Source organism: Vibrio lamellibrachiae (assembly GCF_050337265.1).
GTDB lineage: Bacteria > Pseudomonadota > Gammaproteobacteria > Enterobacterales > Vibrionaceae > Vibrio > Vibrio kyushuensis.
This window is the reverse complement of the sequence record NZ_JAKJSU010000006.1, coordinates 392,482-409,725: the sequence shown is the minus strand read 5'-3', so window position 1 is coordinate 409,725 and position 17,244 is coordinate 392,482. Positions and strand designations below refer to the sequence as shown.

Genomic DNA, 17,244 nt, shown 5'->3' with positions numbered 1-17,244 from the left:
ATGGAATGTGCGATTGAACAAGCCGATATGAGACAGCGTTGCTCAGTATTCAAATATCAGTCAAGGCTCAGCGATTTCTCTAAAGTTGGAACAGTGCTAGCTGCGCACCAAAAACCACAAAAATCAGTCCGACGGAATAATTCAGCCTTCTCGCAGTTTTCTGTTGGGTTAGTACATTTTTCAGTTTTTGAGCAAGCAATATAACGACACAAAACCAGCTGGCTACAACCATCGCTTGAACTAGCCCTAGTAATAAGCTATCTGCGATAACAGTATCTGAACGGACAAATTGAGGGAAGATAGATAAATAAAATAAGACGATTTTAGGATTAAGAAGGTTCGTCAACAAGCCTCTCGTAAAGTGATCCTTGATCGTACCCGTCTTAGGTGCCGGAATTGCAGCGTCACCTTGACGCATAGAGTACCCGTTACGGACATTAACGAAGCCCAACCAAAGCAGATAAGCCGCGCCTAGCCACTTCAATGCGTTAAAAGCAAGATCTGACTGCGACAGTAATAAGCTGATCCCAGTAGCAGAAATAAACGCGTGCACTAAAAAGCCAAGTGATACCCCGAGAATATTGGCAATAGCGTCCCCTTTCTTATTTGACAGAGCAGTACTCAATACTAAAAGTGCATTAGGGCCTGGAACCACTGCAACAAAAAACACGATTCCAACGAATAACCACAGACTTTCAATCGCCATACTCTTCAACTATCCATAAATTATCGACTGCCCATAAACTATCGACTGCCTGATTTCTGAGAAACTCTATAACCACTACAAAAAGCGTGGCTATTCTAAGAGATAATGAATCTTGGGCAAAGCAATATCGTACTCACAGAAAGTAGAAGATAGACAGAACAATAGGATTAACGTGAATAGTAGAATGTTAAGCGGTACATTCGCGCATTTTGGCAAAATATGTAGGGTATTTTTGACGAATATGGCGCTGCTCTTGCACCATATCTTTAAAGCTTGGTCCTTTTGATAGCAAAATAATCACTTCGTTTTTATCCAAACGAAGTACTGCTCCTTGGATGCTGATTTGACTATCATCATGCAGGTTTAGGACACCAGACATGTCTAAGCCATGATGAATACTATCGGGCTTATCAATAACAAAACGAATCCCTTTTTCAGAAACTTCACTGACACGATAAAGCTCATCCTGAATGCGCATCACTGGCATGGCACGCTTAGGATATTTTAATCGGTAATATTGACGCTTCTGTATTGAATCTTCACTCATAAGGTTATAACTCCAACCTGTTTTTAGTGGCTGAATGAATGATACACCCCCATACATTACAAATCACTATCATTCCTTGATACTATCATTTCGGCCTCTAACTTATAAACTTTAGCAGACTAAGCCTCTATTATCCAAAGCTGCTCCAAACTATGGGTGATACCTAGTTCATTCTTGTATATCTCTCATTTCAATTTGGTAAACTATCTGTTCTTTCTTTGTCGATGCTTCATGTTCAATATTTCTTTAAGGGATTCAATGCTTCGTTTTGCTTCTATATTGTTAATTGCTTTGGCCATTCAAGGTTGTTCAAACCAGCAAGCCAGTGCGGTCGGTATGCGAAAAAGCAGCGTAAATACCTATGCGCAAAATATGACGAATACGGAACTGTGTGACACTCTTTATTTTTCTCGCTCCACGACGCAAACAAAGGCTGCAATTGGATCTGAGTTCAATCGACGTGGTTTAAGCAAAGCTTGGTGTGAAGAACAAAATAGAAAGCTCTATCTGGTTAAGGTGATTGACGGTATCTTAGCAAGTTCAAAGTAACTTAATCATACAACCAAAGTGAGCTCCCTTTAGCCTTGTACTGGTCAACTACAACACGACAATTTACTTATGTGCCACTTGACACTCAATAAAATTTTCTCGCTTAACTTTGTACCTCCCTTTCCTGTTACTTTCTGATTCTATAGCCGTTTTTTTTTCATCAAAAATCAATACTAAGAAAGTCTCAAAATTTGTCCAAAATCGATTTGACGCTAATGTGATTAACTTCTAACTTTTGTTATTAAGTATATTAACTAGGAGGTCATTGAGGATGAAACGAGCAAGCACTGCATATCGACTACAACTGATAAAAGAGGTTGCGATTAAAAAGCAACGTGAGCTATCCAACGACGCAATGGCTATCCATATACAACATATGCTAGATGACAAACCTCACGGTGAAGAGAATGTCGAAAGAAACCATCGCTTTAGTGGCAGTCACTTCGATGAAGGCGCAGGAGGATGGGTCAGCGACACTTGGGGTCTGAAGTAATCACTGGCACTAACAAAGTAAATGCTGTTGCGCCGCTTTAATCAGCGGCGTTATTGATCCTGAAAGGCCTATTAGATAAACGACAAAAGTCACAAATTAAAAACCAGAACCGACATTGAAATAGAAAGCATTGTCATCTTCACTAAAGGCGAAATCCATTCCCATATGAATACCATAACGACGCGCTATCAAATATCGAAAACCCGTACCGTATGCGACATGAGTATCATCAAAGAGCCCATCTACCTCTTTACTTGCAGAACCCACACCGACAAACCCTGAAACAGTCCAACGATTATCAATGTGCCACATCAGTTGAGATTGAATAGATGACACATAATTATCTTGATATCGAAATGCTGATATACCGCGAAGCTTTACATACGGTTTAGCTAACGGAGGCAAGATGCCTCGTTCGGTTTTAGTTAACGACTCATAACCACCGGCGAAGGCAAGCGTCCAACTGTCTGAGATTGGATGAAAAAGTTGCGCCCCAAGCTCAAACGTATCGTAACTGTGATCGCTACCAAATGAGTCTCGATAAAGCATGTATTCTGCGTTAATTGAATACCCGTCAGTTGGAAAAAAGAAGCTGTTTTTGGTGTCATATTCAGCATTGATGCCCAAAGCAGAAGCCGTTGTCTCTAAACCAATTAATTTTTCTATGGCAGCATTAACAACATCGTTAGAAGACCTAACCTTTGATCTTGCCCAAAATTGAGAGACGCCAAGAAATAGCGGAGTATCCCCTACCCTAAATTGGAGTTTTTGCATCCCTCCGTAACCTTTATTGTCACTTTCGAAGCTAATACTCTTGTCTGGTATTAATTGGCTATTTGCGTAGATATCAATAAAAGCATTACCGTAGCCCAATCCGCCCATATAGCGGATCGAGTCTTGATCCCACGTTCTTCTATGGCCCAAAACTCCAAACCATGTACCATTTTGGGTAGCGCCACCACCAGCAACTGTCACTGCTGGGGGTATCAAATTCGCACCACCATCGATAGACTCTAGTGCAAGCTTTCTACGTGCTTCTTTTTCTTGCTCTGATTCATGTAAGAACACGCCAAGAAAACCGCCACCAACGCCAAGTGCGGGTTCTGTGATTAGAATGGGGACAGGGAGAAAACCATAAGCGTTTTCGGCAAGGTACTCTCCCATATCGAGCATGCCGTCAATAGGATCAGTAAATGACACGGAAAAGGCCGTCGTCGACAAGCTGGCAGTGCTGAGAAGAATTGAACGATAAAGAGACTTGATCACTGAATGATCCTAAAATTGAGTTTATATAACAGTAACTATTAGAAAAGATCCTGTTGAGGATTACTAGCCTCAATTTTCTCCGCCTCTAGCTTTTTATTTTTTTGCATTTTTCGTCGGTATCGCAGTTTACACAGCTTAATGACATGCAACTGCTCAGTCGGCGTCATCGTCAACCAGTTGAACCGCTCTTCACGTTTTCGCATGCAACCTTGACAGTAACCTTTGATATCTAAGTTACAAACGCCCACGCATGGGCTTGGCACTGTAAAGAATTCCAACTGTTCCATCAATGCCTCCTTTCTCAAGTACCGTTATTGATATTGCTCAGTCTTTCAATATGTTAGAAGTGTATATCTAATAGCGTAATTATCACTTTTAAACTGTGAACTACGCTAAAGTATGACTTACCGCTGACAAAAACAGTGTTTCATTGGCTATACTTTTTGACAATCTTACGACCTCAAGCGTGTCGCTTGGTCCCCATGTCCAATTGTGGAGTTACCTATTATGAAGCTTAGTTTAAAAACACTGGCTGCTGCTATTTCTGTTCCTGTATTATTAACTGCTTGTGTAAGCAATGGCGAGGAAGGACAAGTGATCACATCTCAAGATCTTCAGCACCATAACTGGGAACTTGTTCAAATTGATGGCAAAGACATTGCTAAGGGTGAAGACAACAAGCCTGTACGTCTAGAAATCGGCGAGAACATGTCTGCGAACGGTCACGCAGGTTGTAACAACTTTTTCGGTCAAGCTGAACTTAACGAGAATCAGTTCCGTATCGAAAGAATGGGAACAACAATGAAGATGTGTGACGAAGAGTCGATGAATACCGAGATGGCTATGTCTCAAGTTCTAACTGACTGGAGTGACATCACTCTAACTAAAGACAGCCTAGAACTTAAAAATGACGTTCATACACTAACCTTCACACTACGTGACTGGGTGAACTAAGCTCTGTCTTTGCTAAAGCAATCAAGATTAAAAAAAGAGCGGATATCCGCTCTTTTTTTTGCCAATTAGCTTTCTATACGATTAAATATGAACAGTAACCACTCTTCTCCCTAGTTACTTCGCTACATGACTTGGGTCTGTTGACCTAATATATTTCAATTCATCTGCAATATTTTCCCCACTTCTCAGGTCTCTACTTGCTATCAAAAACATCCATTAACCAGCGTTATTATCTTAACGATTATTTATCGAAATCATTTATGAATAGTATTGATAAATGAATAAGATAGATTAGTATTTCTAGTTAATGGATTAAGCAATAATTATCATTTCACATGGATTAAGTTATGAAGACGTTATTCAGTACCATCGGGCTTATCGCCACAACAATGACTAGCCAAGCTATTGCTATGGATTGGGCAGAAGTCGAATCTCAAGCGAAAGGACAAACTGTCTATTTTCATGCATGGGGTGGAAGCCAAGAGATTAATCGCTACATTCAGTGGGCAGGCATGGAGCTAAGCGAGCAATATGGCGTAACGCTGAAACACGTCAAAGTTACTGATATTGCAGAGACAACAACAAAATTAATTGCAGAAAAGTCAGCGAATAGAAACAGTGGTGGTAGTGTTGATATCGTCTGGATCAATGGCGAAAACTTCAAATCAATGAAGGATAACCAGCTACTATTTGGCCCTTTTACTCAATCATTACCAAACTGGCAATACGTCGATAAATCACTTCCGGTTGATGTCGATTTTTCAGAACCAACACTTGGACTAGAAGCCCCGTGGGGAGTTGGACAACTTGTCTTTATTCATGATGAAGAGACATTAAGCAATCCTCCTCGTTCCTTTACTGAAATGCTCAGCTACGCTAAAGCGTTTCCAAATAAAATAAGCTACCCAAGGCCACCAGAGTTCCACGGGACAAGTTTTCTTAAATCACTTTTAATCGAATTAACAGACAACGACCCTGCTTTAGCACAACCTGTTTCACAAGGAGATTTCGATGCCGTCACCGAGCCTCTGTGGTCTTATTTAAACGAATTTCACAAAGTAGCATGGCGTGGAGGGAAACAGTTTCCTTCAGGCACAACAGAAACAATTCAGCTTCTTGATGATGGCCAGCTAGATTTAGCCATTAGCTTTAATCCAAATGCTGTATTTTCTTCTCAAGCGACTGGCAAGCTCGCAATGACAACTAAGGCTTACGCGATGGACAACGGCGCTTTGTCTAACATTCATTTCTTGGCCATTCCATGGAACGCGACTTCAAACGAAGGCGCACAGGTAGCGATTAATTTTTTACTCAGCCCTGAAGCGCAGTCTCGTAAAGGTGACTTATCGGTCTGGGGGGATCCTTCAGTGCTCAATAGCCAACATTTAACGGGTAGTGCTAAAAATACTCAGCAGTTCAAATCTGTCTCTGAGCCTCACCCTAGTTGGCAGGCTGCAATTGAAAAGTCTTGGCTTGAGCGATACGGAAATTAGACCGCTATGTCCGTTAAATATCAGTCGTCGTTAAATATCAGAGCCCATTAAATAGGATAGTTAAACAGTAATGTTAAGAGCGTTGTACCCTTTTATCATCCTCATTTGCTTTATTCCGACTATTCCTGGAATAGTCGGACTTGCGGCTTCATCGCTTAGCTATATTCCGCCTATCAATTTAAACACCCCCTCTTTTGAAGGGTTTAAAATGGTATTTAATTGGACAGGCGTATGGCATTCAATAGGCTTATCGGTCTTTTCGGCGTTGGTCAGCAGTTATCTAGCCGCGTTGCTTACCTTTGCTATTTTACTATCGTGCTGGGGCGGTAGAGTGTGGGGTAAAATTGAAACGGCATTGTCTCCCCTGCTTGCTCTTCCTCACGTTGCGTTTGCAATCGGGTTCGCATTTCTTTTTGCTCCAACAGGACTAATATCTAGGTTTTTTTACAATACAACTGGCTACGATGTTAATGAACAAGGAGTCAGCAGCTTACCTCTATTGATTAACGATCCATATGCCGTTGGCCTAATCGTAATGCTTGCTTTAAAAGAGGTGCCGTTTCTTCTTTTGATGAGCATGTCGATATTAAACCAACTCAATATTTCCCAGCTTAAAAAGGTCGCTTCATCATTAGGCTACAGCCGATACCAAATGTGGTGGAAATGCATTTTTCCGATATGGATACAAAAGATGCGCTTCCCTCTTCTTGCCGTCATTGCATATAGCCTGTCAGTTGTTGACATAGCCCTTATAATTGGCCCCACGAATCCACCCACATTCGCTGTTTTAGTTTGGCAGTGGTTTAGTGACCCTGACCTTTCTCTGTTACCACGGGCTGCCGCTGGTGCGATGATTCTATTTCTACTCGCTACACTACTAATGATAACGGCTCGCGGTATCGAGTGGTTAGTGACTCAGGGATTCAGAGCTTGGCAGTTCTCCGGACGCTATGGAAAAGCGATTGGTGGGAAGGCAATCCTAATTGTTGTGTTCACTACATCAATCTTAATTTTTCCACTAATGCTGATTTGGAGCTATGCTCAGCGCTGGCGATTTCCTGACCTATTTCCAAGCCAGTTGACTACTCGATATTGGAACTATGAGTGGGCTGCGCTTTTTAACAATATACAGCAGAGCCTGTTGCTAGCACTGGCAAGTGCTACAATCGCACTTATTTTAGCCATCATTGCGCACGAATACCGAGTGAAACATCGTTGGGCACTGTCTGACTACTTAATCGCCATACCAATGCTAGTACCTCAACTTTCTATTCTGTTTGGTATTCAAATAGCGACGCTATATATCAATCAAAGCAGTTACTACCTTTGGACGCTCTGGGCTCACGTCTTTTTTGCATTCCCATTTGTTTATCTCTCTCTTGATGGCCCTTGGAGAAGCTATAATACTAACTTGACGAAATCAGCACTCAGTTTAGGTAAGCATCCCGTTTTGGTTTGGTGGAAAATCAAATTTCCAATACTATTTTTAAGTATCATTTTTGCTTGGGCGATTGGAGCCAGCGTTAGTCTTGCTCAATACTTGCCAACACTCATGCTCGGTGGTGGGCGTATTTCAACAATAACGACTGAAGCAGTCGCGCTATCAAGTGGCTTTGATAGGCGCGTTACGGCAATTTACGCACTATGGCAGGCGATATTACCGCTTCTATTTTTCTCTTTTGCTATAGGATTAAGCAAGTTGAGCCTTCGTTCTCGTCCACTTTCAATTAAAGGTCTATTACCTTATGAGCCTCTGTCTCAAAAACCTTTCCGTCTCTAAAAAAAATGGCGGGCCACTCTTTTCATCACTTACAACAACAATTGAAAACGGTGAAATTCTAACTCTTATGGGGCCAAGCGGCTGTGGTAAATCCACACTGCTTGATCTCCTTGCCGGTCACCTTAGCGATGAGTTTCACTATAACGGTACATTTTCTCTAAATAATATCGATATATCTACATTAGAGGCTCACAAGCGCCAAGTTGGTATTCTATTTCAAGATGACTTACTTTTTCCTCACCTTTGTATTTGGGAGAATTTGGCTTTTGCACTACCTAATAACATTAAAGGTGAAAATCGAAAATCAGAAGCTATTACCGCACTTAAAGCTATATCACTGGTACACCTCGCAGACTCTTTTCCACAGCAGATTTCGGGCGGTCAACGCGCTCGGATCAGTCTAATTCGTATGCTACTTGCAAAACCCAAGCTCGCACTGTTAGATGAGCCTTTTAGCAAGCTTGATAAAGAACTACGAAGCCAATTTCGCGATTGGGTGGTTTCTGAGTTAAAAGCGGCCAATATTCCAACTTTGATGGTGACGCATGACAAAGAAGATGTACCAGCAAACAGCAAAATTCTAAATTGGCCCTGGAGTACAAATCATGCTTGATAGCTTTAGCATTAAAATAGTTCGATGGCCGCTAGCTAAAACCGCAGAGGTACTCAATAAGCTTGGTATTACAGCGAATCAAGTGACTCTGTTTGGTTTCGCTGTAGGATGTGTAGCCTTACCAGCACTCGTATTTGAACAGTATCTATTGGCTCTATTTCTAATATTAGTCAACCGAACCTGTGATGGATTAGACGGCGCTCTTGCTAGAATACAGGGTATAACTGATGCAGGTGGGTTTCTTGATATTAGCCTCGACTTTATTTTCTATTCTCTAATTCCGTTTGGTTTTGTTCTCGCTAACCCGGACCAAAACGCCATTGCGGGGGCCTTTCTAATCTTTACTTTTATAGGTACGGGAACAAGCTTCTTAGCTTTTGCTGTTATGGCGGGAAAGCAAGGCATAGAGAACCCTGTTTATAAGCACAAATCTTTGTATTACATGAGTGGTTTAACCGAGGGCACTGAAACTATTGGCTGCTTTGTGTTGTTCTGCTTACTCCCTACGTACTTTCCAGTCATTGCCTATATTTTTGCTGCGGCATGCTGGTTTACGACCATTACTCGTATTTATTCGGGGTTTATCACGCTACAAAACATAAATAAAAAAGTAGAGCATTAATGCTCTACTTTCTCTTTTGAAATAGTGAATAGCGGCAGCCGTTAGCTAAATACAAGTGCCTTTAAACTGGCTTCAGTATCGGTATCGATAAACTCTGGAGGGTTATCCAAGCGATATTTGAAGTTAAGTGAAGGTGCTTCTTCTTTCATGCTTTCAATTAAAAACTCACTATGAACAACAGGTGAGTTGACGCATGCCAATACTTCACCGCCTTCCGCTAGAAGGTCTGGTAGTCGACGTAGAACCTTTTTGTAGTCTTTCGTTAGTGCAAAACTGCCTTTTTGAAATGATGGCGGATCAATAATGATTAGGTCATATTGCCCCATCTTTTTAATCTTGCCCCACGACTTAAAGATGTCGTGTCCTAAGTAATTCACTTTACGCGAGTCATGGTCATTTAATTTATGGTTTTCTCTGCCTTTGCTTAGTGAAGACTTGGCCATATCGACATTTGCTACTTTGACCGCACCGCCTTCAACAGCAGCAACGGAAAATCCGCACGTATAAGCAAATAAATTAAGTACGTTTTTGTTTTCTGAGCGCGCTTTCACCCACTCTCTACCCAGACGCATATCTAAAAACAGACCAAAGTTTTGGTTCCGTCCAATATCAAGTTGGTACTTCAACCCGTTCTCTGAAACCACAGGTCGCGAATCTAACTCTCCGACTAGCACCTCAGACGGTGCCCCATCCGCGTAGCGATGCTGGAGCACAATGCAGCTGCCCTGCTTTTCTAGCCAACAGTTAAGCTCTGTCAGTTTAATTAGGCCATCTTTTAACGTCGCAAGAAACGTTTCATCAACCTCTTTGAATAGGTTAACGATCAACTGCCCTTGCAACCAATCACAGGTTAACTGCTCAAGACCCGGCCAGTAGTGCCCCCGTCCATGAAAAAGTCGGCGTAACTCATTAGGTACTTGGGACAATTCCGACTCAACATGGTCAAAAAACTTCGGTAACTGAGATGATTGCATTGCTTCTAATTCTCTTTGATCTGATTAATTTTGGGATCGGTTTAATCTTGGTATTTATTTAGTTTTGGCCACGAGAGTGAGCTAGGTTGAAGCCAAGCCTGAATACCGTCACTGACTTGCTGCTCCTGCCATTTAGTACCTAACAGCGTCGATTGGCGAGGGTCACAAATAAATTGATGAACAATACCGTTATAGTTAAAACTCAATGCAAACGCATGAAGGTAGCCACGATCAGATACACTACTTGGTGAGTATATTGGATCACCGACAATGCTTGAACCAACAGATTTTAGTGCCACTCTTATTTGATGCGTTTTACCAGTGTATGGCTTGCATAGAAACAGACGTTCACCAGGCATGGCTGGTAACGATATAAACTGTGTAATAGCGGGGTTATCTAGAGTTTTCACCAACTTCCAGCTTGAACGACGAGAGCGTTCCATGTCTCCCTTTACCAAGCCTTGCTTCTTCTTTGGTTTTTTACAACCAATGGCTAGGTAATGTTTTTCAACATTACGATTGGCGAATGCCTGCGATAATGCGCTTGCGGCTTCTCGATTACGAGCAAGTAAGAGTATACCTGATGTCATTTTGTCCAAACGGTGCACAAGATAGAGCTGTTGATCACCACTAACTTTTGCCACTTCTTGAAGCAGCATAGTATCTCCATCATCTTTATGAACAGATACATTAGGGTGTTTGTTAATGACGAGAAAGTCACTGTCGGTATGAAGAATATCGAACATTATTGGGCTCCGGTATAGAGCGAAGGAGTATACCGATTCTTAATAGATATTCCACTCCCCTACCCCTTTCGCACCATCAAACTAATATCGACGTAGCTTAGGTAGGAGAATCTATCTTATGATAATTTAAATTTGCTTATTAATTGCTCAAGCTCTGAAACTCGCACGTTTAGACCAGTGGTGCTTTGTGAGCTTTGATTTGCCAGTGTTAGTGATTGTTCTGAAATATCACTAATCGCCGTGATATCAGCAGCAATCTCTCTTGTCACCGCAGTCTGCTCCTCGGCTGCTGTCGCTATTGTGTTAACCATGTTCTGAACATTCGCAGCTCCTGATACAATTTCCTCTAATGCAGTCACAGCCCCTACACTCTGCTTCACACCTATTTCGACAAGTTGGCAGTTATCCTCGGTGAAGGTGACCGCTTCCTTGGTTCCCGATTGAATTGACTGAATAATTCCTGAGACCTCTTGAGTCGCATTTGTGGTTCTTTCAGCTAGTGCTCTCACTTCATCCGCAACAACGGCAAAGCCTCGGCCAAACTCTCCGGCGCGTGCAGCCTCTATCGCCGCATTTAAGGCCAGTAGATTCGTTTGCTCGGCGATATCTTCGATAACCTTAATAACACTGCCTATCTGCTCACCATGCGAGCCTAGAGTGTTCATCTGCGTCGACATGTCGCTCATTTGGTTAGACACTTGTTGGATGCTTTCTACCATCTCAATAATAACGTTACGCCCCTCTTCTGCCGACTTCTCAGAACGCTGTGCTTCTTCAAAAGTAGAATTCCCTTGCTGAGCAACTTCTGAGATGGTTAAGCTTAACTCCTCAGCGGCGGTTGCAATTAGCGAAGCTTTATCAGCTTGAGATGAAGCGCCTGAAACAATATCGTTACTTATCTGAAAGAGTTCAGATGTTACGCCTTTTACCTCAGAACTCACGTTGGAGATTGAACCTAATAAGCTCACTAAGGAGCTTTGCATCTTATTAACAGATTTCGCTAAGTTACCCAGTTCATCACTGGATGGGTCTTCAATTTCCACGGCAGTTAAATCCCCATTAGCCACTCGAACGGCAACTTCATCTAAACGGGTTAAACGTGTCGTAATAGAGTGTGACAAAAAGTAGGCAACCGCAGATGAGGACAAGATTGCAATAATGGTGAGGATTAAAATCGTACTGTTAATAGTATTAAAAGAGTCATTGAGTGCCAATAACGCCCGCTGTGCTTCTGCACTCTCTGATAGGGACGCGTCATCAAGTAAACTTTCTAGCATAACAAGGTGCTTGTCGTAGAGTTGATCAAGCTCTCTAAACAATGCATCAGAGTCTTGCGAAGGATTAACTTGAGGTAGTACGTTTCTCTCAAACTCACTGGTATAAAGGTTAAACAGTGCCTCTATTTTTTTTAGACGCTCGTAGTCGACTGCACTGCTTTTCTCCAACGCGACGATCTTCGTATATGCGTCTCTAAATTGGGCTTTATTAGATTCATAATCACTTCTAGCTCCGGGAGTATTAGCAACAATCTTAAGTGAATCACGATACACATCACCCGCTTCGTCGATCAACACTAAATAAAGCTCAACACCTGGAACGTCGTCTACACGTATTTCTGTCGCGACGTCGTGTGACTGTTCAACTTCCCACCAAATAACCGCCATCGCGATCATAACAACGGCGAGAATACTTGCGAATCCACCATATAACTTGTTTCTTACCGACATACGACTCCCCTTTCCTATGTGCAAATCGACACAGTAAATAGCAGCAAAAGGAGCTGTCATTGCTTCCTGATGCTGCTTTATTGGCTCATAGCTAGGTAAGTATGGGAGATATTTAAGAAAGTGAGAAAATAAAAAAGGCGAGAAACAATTCCGTTTCTCGCCTTTTTAAGTAGCTGCTTTAGTTAAATGTAACTAACCAACTGATTCTATTAGAGCTTCTTAGAGATGATACCTGCAACAGCTATCACACCTAGACCAACCAACATGATTTCGCCTTTTCCAGATTCAAATCCAGAGTAAACACCTGCAATCGCAACGATTGCTACAGCGAATGGAATCACGTATTTAACTAGGTTGTACCAAAGACCAAACAGTGGGAACTTGATGTCGCCATCGTTCGTGATCTCTTTCTCAAGCTCTTCACGGTTTAGTCTCCAACCAGCGAAGATACACACAAGCATACCGCCAACCGCAAGGAAGATTTTATCTGTTAGTAGGTCGAATACATCAAATGCGCCCGTACCAAACAGTTGTGGACCTAGGCCACCTAGAGAGATAGAAGAGAATACACACAGCACACCCATCACTGTTGCGGCAAGACCTACAGCAGTAGAACGCTTCAAGCCTTTCTCATCGATTAGGTACGATACAACAACTTCAAGTAGAGATACTGAAGACGTTAGAGCCGCAACACTTAGACCAACGAAGAACATAAGAGCGAACATTAAGCCAATTGCGCCCATTTCAGCGAATAGCTGAGGAACAACAACGAAGACTAGACCAGGGCCAGCAGCAGGAGCCATGCCAAATGCGAACATTGCAGGGAACATTGCTAGACCAGCAAGGATAGCAACGCTGGTATCCATTGCTGTTACCATTGCAGTTGTTTGAACAAGGTTCTCTTTCTTCTTCAGGTAACTACCGTATGTGATCATACAACCCATACCTAAGCTTAGTGAGAAGAACGCTTGACCTAGTGCTGCTAGAACAACGCCACTATCTACTTGAGAGAAGTCAGGTTTAAATAGGAATTCTAGACCTGCACTTGCACCCGGAAGCATCATACCTTTGATAGATACAATGATAAGGATAATGAACAGCATAGGCATTAGAACTTTACCTGCTTTCTCGATACCACCAGAAATACCACGAGCAACGATTGCGATATTCAATAGTAGGTAAAGACCCATCCACATTAGTGGTTCAATTGGGTTAGAGATAAAGCTGCCAAAGCTATCACCAATAGCTTCTGGTGCACTCAATAGGCCTGTAGCCAGCTTGTAGATATAAGCAATTGCCCAACCACCTACAACTGGGTAGAAACCCATGATCAATAGACCACTGAATACACCAATAACGCCGACGAACGACCAACGGCGGTCAGTTTTCTTAAACGCACCTACTGCTGAAACACCTGTCTTACGACCAACGGCAAATTCAGTCAGCATTACACTGAAACCGATAAAAATAACGAACAATAGGTAAATAAGGACAAACGCACCGCCGCCACTTTCACCTGCTGTATACGGGAATTTCCAAATGTTACCTAGACCTACAGCTGAGCCAGCTGCGGCCATTACGAATCCTAATTTCGAACCCCAGGTATCACGGGGTTGTGTGGTTGTACTGCTAGTCGCCACGGTATCTCCAAATCTTTAGTTGTGTTTGTCTGAATTATATTTGTCTTACTGGCGCCTTAAAAAGTTAAAGTGTAAACACATCCTGTACAGATTTATTTACACCCTATAAAGGTTTAGTGACGCTCGTATATGGTAAGTAAACCAGTTTGCGCGTAAAATTGGAACCCCACATAGTATAAATTATGGCCTACCGCTTAATTTTACGTCTTATCTGTTGCAAATATATACAATTCGTTACATTCACATCTGTCGATTACGATTTCTTAACAATTTTGTACTGTCGATGATTTCATATAAGTTCAAATAGCCATTCCTATCTTTACTGATTCCCATTACTATCCTTATCAGTCATTCAACAACTTAAGTGTGTATGGATCAGTTCTATCATTTCCTTACGTTAGCAAGTATCGGCCTCTATTGGTTCTTGGTTGCCGGTGTTACTTTACGAATCGTATTAAAGAGACGAGCTGTCAGTGTGTCTTTGGCTTGGCTTATGATCATCTACATCGTTCCCGTTGTTGGCGTCGGCTGTTACTTTTTATTTGGTGAACTCAATTTAGGCCGAAAACGTGGTGAACGAGCGAAAGAGGCGTTTAGCCCATTTCAGCAATGGTTTAGTCAACTTAACCATTGCCAAGCGCACCTTCCTGAATCACTTGGTGGGCACATATCTAAAATAGATGATCTTTGTAACAATCGAATGAGCATCCCTGCACTCAGTGGAAATACACTTTCGCTACAAAACTCTCCTGATGAAATTCTTCACTCTATTATTCAAGACATCGAAAAAGCGCAACATAGTATTAGTATGGTGTTCTATATTTGGCACCCTGGTGGATTAGCTGATTCGGTAGCTAGTGCACTGATCAAAGCGTCAAAAAGAGGCGTTAAAATTAAGCTATTACTCGATTCAGCTGGCAGCCCAAGATTCTTTCGAAGCCCTTGGTATCGAATGATGAAGCAGTCTGGCATTCACGTTATTCAAGCGTTAGAAGTGAGTCCTTGGCGTATTTTCTTGCGTCGCCTTGATTTACGCCAGCATAGAAAAATAATCGTCATTGATGACATGGTCGCGTACACAGGTTCAATGAACATGGTTGATCCCGCATACTTCAAACAAAGAGCAGACGTAGGCCAATGGATCGATATCATGGTGAGAATTACTGGTCCTACGGTTAATGTACTATCAGCCATTCATAGTTGGGATTGGGAAGTAGAAACAGGAAAGCGGGAGCTACCAAAGCTGCCAGAATGTCACATCGAACCATCGCAACAACAGCACCCTATTCAGGTTGTGCCATCTGGCCCAGGTATGCCAGAGAACCTGATTCTACAAGTGCTTGCATTGGCTATGCACCAAGCCAATGAATCCGTAAAAATAACCACACCCTACTTCGTTCCGAGTACCGACTTACTAGAAACGATTAAACTGACCGCCCAACGAGGTGTTAACGTTGATATCATCATTCCTCACAAGAATGACTCACTGATGGTCAAATGGGCCTCAAGAGCATTTTATGGTGACCTTCTTGAAGCAGGCGTCAATATCCACGAATTTCACGGTGGGTTACTGCATACAAAGTCAGTCGTTATTGACGACCACTTCTGTCTTGTTGGTACGGTTAATATGGATATGCGCAGTTTATGGCTTAACTTTGAAGTGACCTTAGCAATTGAAGATCAAGAATTTACAAAAGAAATGCTATGGCTTCAGCAACAATACATAGAACAATCTTATCCTGTCGATGCTAAACAATGGAAGGTACGCCCTCTTCGCCATCGATTTTTAGAACGAGCCTTTTTCTTATTCAATCCACTTTTGTAACGATAAATCATTTAGAAACTCAAAATAAACGGCTATGAGGGGTTGAAACAAAGCCCAACTCCATGCTTTAAATAGACATAGATCAAATTAGCAGACAAGGAAATGGAATGTCGGAAGGCAAAAAAACTCGGCTCATCACCGCTGGGCGCGATAAAAAATGGACTAATGGTGTTGTAAACCCTCCAGTTCAAAGAGCATCAACAATCGTTTTTGATACCGTTGCTGAGAAAAATGCAGCTATGTTAAAACGCGCAGATAAGACATTGTTCTATGGACGCCGAGGCACCAATACACACTTTGCTTTCCAAGACGCCATGGTGGAACTTGAAGGTGGTGCTGGGTGTGCTCTTTATCCTTGTGGTACTGCCGCTATATCAAACGCCATTCTCTCTTTCGTTGAAACTGGCGATCACATTTTGATGGTGGATACGTGTTACGAACCTACTCGTGATTTCTGTGATTCCATCATGAAGAAGATGGGCGTTGAGACGACCTATTATGAGCCGATGATCGGAGAAGGTATTCGCGATCTTATTAAGCCTAATACTAAAATTTTGTTCACCGAGTCTCCCGGCTCTGTAACGATGGAAGTTCAAGACATTCCGACTCTATCTCGTATCGCTCACGAACAAGATATCATCGTTATGCTCGATAATACTTGGGCTGCAGGTGTGAACTTTTCCCCGTTTGATTTTGGCGTTGATATTTCAATTCAAGCAGCGACCAAATACATTGTTGGTCACTCAGATGTCATGCTTGGTACCGCTGTAGCAATTGAAAAATACTGGCCTCAACTGAGAGAACAAAGCTATTTGATGGGCCAATGTGTTTCTCCTGATGATGCATATCTAGGGTTACGTGGTATTCGTACGTTAGATGTACGTCTACGTCAGCATGCCGAGAACAGCTTGGCTATTGCGAAATGGCTACAAGAACGTCCTGAAGTCGATCATGTTCGCCATCCTGCGTTAGAGACATGTCCTGGCCATGAATTCTTTGAGCGTGACTTCACTGGCGGAAATGGGTTGTTTTCTTTCGTTCTAAACGAATCTCACCCAAAAGCTACCACAGAGCTACTTGATGGGATGAAGCATTTCAGCATGGGGTACTCTTGGGGTGGGTTTGAAAGTTTGATATTAGCTAATGAGCCAAGAAGCTTTAACAGTTTAAGAACGGTAGCCAATCCTAACTTTACAGGCACACTAATTCGAATCCATGTGGGTTTGGAGGACGTTAATGACTTAATTGCTGATTTGGAGCTAGGTTTAGAGCGTTATAACGAAGCTGTGAAAAAGAACGCTAAATAATT

At 42.2% G+C, this 17,244-nt stretch carries 17 protein-coding genes; 9 read left to right on the top strand and 8 right to left on the bottom strand.

Annotated elements, in window-relative coordinates; genetic code table 11:
- Positions 1 to 79: 79 nt before the first annotated feature.
- Positions 80 to 706 (bottom strand): LysE family translocator, encoded by a 627-nt coding sequence (locus L4C54_RS11020; RefSeq protein WP_428808204.1) that lies wholly within the window; start codon positions 704 to 706, stop codon positions 80 to 82.
- Between the two features lie 187 nt (positions 707 to 893).
- A complete protein-coding gene (locus tag L4C54_RS11015; protein ID WP_428802278.1) occupies positions 894 to 1,253 on the bottom strand; it encodes a PilZ domain-containing protein in 360 nt (119 codons plus the stop codon).
- 231 nt (positions 1,254 to 1,484) lie between these two features.
- Here L4C54_RS11015 and L4C54_RS11010 point away from each other — a divergent pair, with 231 nt between their 5' ends.
- Entirely contained in the window at positions 1,485 to 1,802 is a 318-nt protein-coding gene (locus L4C54_RS11010) for a hypothetical protein (RefSeq protein ID WP_428808203.1), read from the top strand.
- A gap of 271 nt (positions 1,803 to 2,073) precedes the next feature.
- Positions 2,074 to 2,295, top strand: coding sequence for a hypothetical protein (locus tag L4C54_RS11005; protein ID WP_428802280.1), 222 nt, complete (start codon positions 2,074 to 2,076; stop codon positions 2,293 to 2,295).
- Positions 2,296 to 2,391: 96 nt separating this feature from the next.
- On the opposite strand, the gene L4C54_RS11000 is transcribed toward L4C54_RS11005, so the two are convergent.
- Together L4C54_RS11000 and L4C54_RS10995 are read right to left on the bottom strand one after the other, a co-directional pair.
- A complete protein-coding gene (locus L4C54_RS11000; protein ID WP_428808288.1) occupies positions 2,392 to 3,558 on the bottom strand; it encodes a BamA/TamA family outer membrane protein in 1,167 nt (388 codons plus the stop codon).
- A gap of 41 nt (positions 3,559 to 3,599) precedes the next feature.
- Positions 3,600 to 3,848, bottom strand: a complete 249-nt coding sequence (locus L4C54_RS10995) for a DUF1289 domain-containing protein (RefSeq protein ID WP_428808202.1) — start codon at positions 3,846 to 3,848, stop codon at positions 3,600 to 3,602.
- A gap of 220 nt (positions 3,849 to 4,068) precedes the next feature.
- Between L4C54_RS10995 and L4C54_RS10990 the strand changes: the two genes are divergently transcribed.
- From L4C54_RS10990 to L4C54_RS10970, 5 genes are all read left to right on the top strand, one after another.
- A complete protein-coding gene (locus L4C54_RS10990; RefSeq protein WP_428802282.1) occupies positions 4,069 to 4,515 on the top strand; it encodes an META domain-containing protein in 447 nt (148 codons plus the stop codon).
- Between the two features lie 347 nt (positions 4,516 to 4,862).
- Positions 4,863 to 6,008, top strand: coding sequence for an ABC transporter substrate-binding protein (locus L4C54_RS10985; protein ID WP_428808201.1), 1,146 nt, complete (start codon positions 4,863 to 4,865; stop codon positions 6,006 to 6,008).
- Between the two features lie 70 nt (positions 6,009 to 6,078).
- On the top strand, positions 6,079 to 7,788 hold the full coding sequence (locus L4C54_RS10980) for an ABC transporter permease (protein WP_428808200.1): 1,710 nt from the start codon (positions 6,079 to 6,081) through the stop codon (positions 7,786 to 7,788).
- Positions 7,754 to 8,401, top strand: a complete 648-nt coding sequence (locus L4C54_RS10975; protein WP_428808199.1) for an ATP-binding cassette domain-containing protein — start codon at positions 7,754 to 7,756, stop codon at positions 8,399 to 8,401. The genes L4C54_RS10980 and L4C54_RS10975 overlap by 35 nt, the downstream gene beginning before the upstream one ends.
- On the top strand, positions 8,394 to 9,023 hold the full coding sequence (locus L4C54_RS10970; RefSeq protein WP_428808198.1) for a CDP-alcohol phosphatidyltransferase family protein: 630 nt from the start codon (positions 8,394 to 8,396) through the stop codon (positions 9,021 to 9,023). The genes L4C54_RS10975 and L4C54_RS10970 overlap by 8 nt, the downstream gene beginning before the upstream one ends.
- A 41-nt stretch (positions 9,024 to 9,064) precedes the next feature.
- Here L4C54_RS10970 and L4C54_RS10965 read toward each other — a convergent pair whose 3' ends face one another.
- From L4C54_RS10965 to L4C54_RS10950, 4 genes are all read right to left on the bottom strand, one after another.
- On the bottom strand, positions 9,065 to 9,997 hold the full coding sequence (locus tag L4C54_RS10965; RefSeq protein WP_428808197.1) for a class I SAM-dependent methyltransferase: 933 nt from the start codon (positions 9,995 to 9,997) through the stop codon (positions 9,065 to 9,067).
- Between the two features lie 41 nt (positions 9,998 to 10,038).
- Positions 10,039 to 10,743: a TIGR01621 family pseudouridine synthase gene (locus L4C54_RS10960; protein ID WP_428808196.1), complete on the bottom strand. Its 705-nt coding sequence runs from the start codon at positions 10,741 to 10,743 to the stop codon at positions 10,039 to 10,041.
- Between the two features lie 116 nt (positions 10,744 to 10,859).
- A complete protein-coding gene (locus L4C54_RS10955) occupies positions 10,860 to 12,530 on the bottom strand; it encodes a methyl-accepting chemotaxis protein (RefSeq protein WP_428808195.1) in 1,671 nt (556 codons plus the stop codon).
- A gap of 149 nt (positions 12,531 to 12,679) precedes the next feature.
- Positions 12,680 to 14,110: a sodium-dependent transporter gene (locus L4C54_RS10950; protein ID WP_428802290.1), complete on the bottom strand. Its 1,431-nt coding sequence runs from the start codon at positions 14,108 to 14,110 to the stop codon at positions 12,680 to 12,682.
- A 370-nt stretch (positions 14,111 to 14,480) separates the two neighbouring features.
- On the opposite strand from L4C54_RS10950, the gene cls reads away from it, so the two are divergent.
- On the top strand, positions 14,481 to 15,935 hold the full coding sequence (gene cls, locus L4C54_RS10945) for a cardiolipin synthase (RefSeq protein ID WP_428802291.1): 1,455 nt from the start codon (positions 14,481 to 14,483) through the stop codon (positions 15,933 to 15,935).
- Positions 15,936 to 16,042: 107 nt separating this feature from the next.
- Entirely contained in the window at positions 16,043 to 17,242 is a 1,200-nt protein-coding gene (locus L4C54_RS10940; RefSeq protein WP_428808194.1) for a cystathionine beta-lyase, read from the top strand.
- The last annotated feature ends 2 nt before the right edge of the window (positions 17,243 to 17,244 follow it).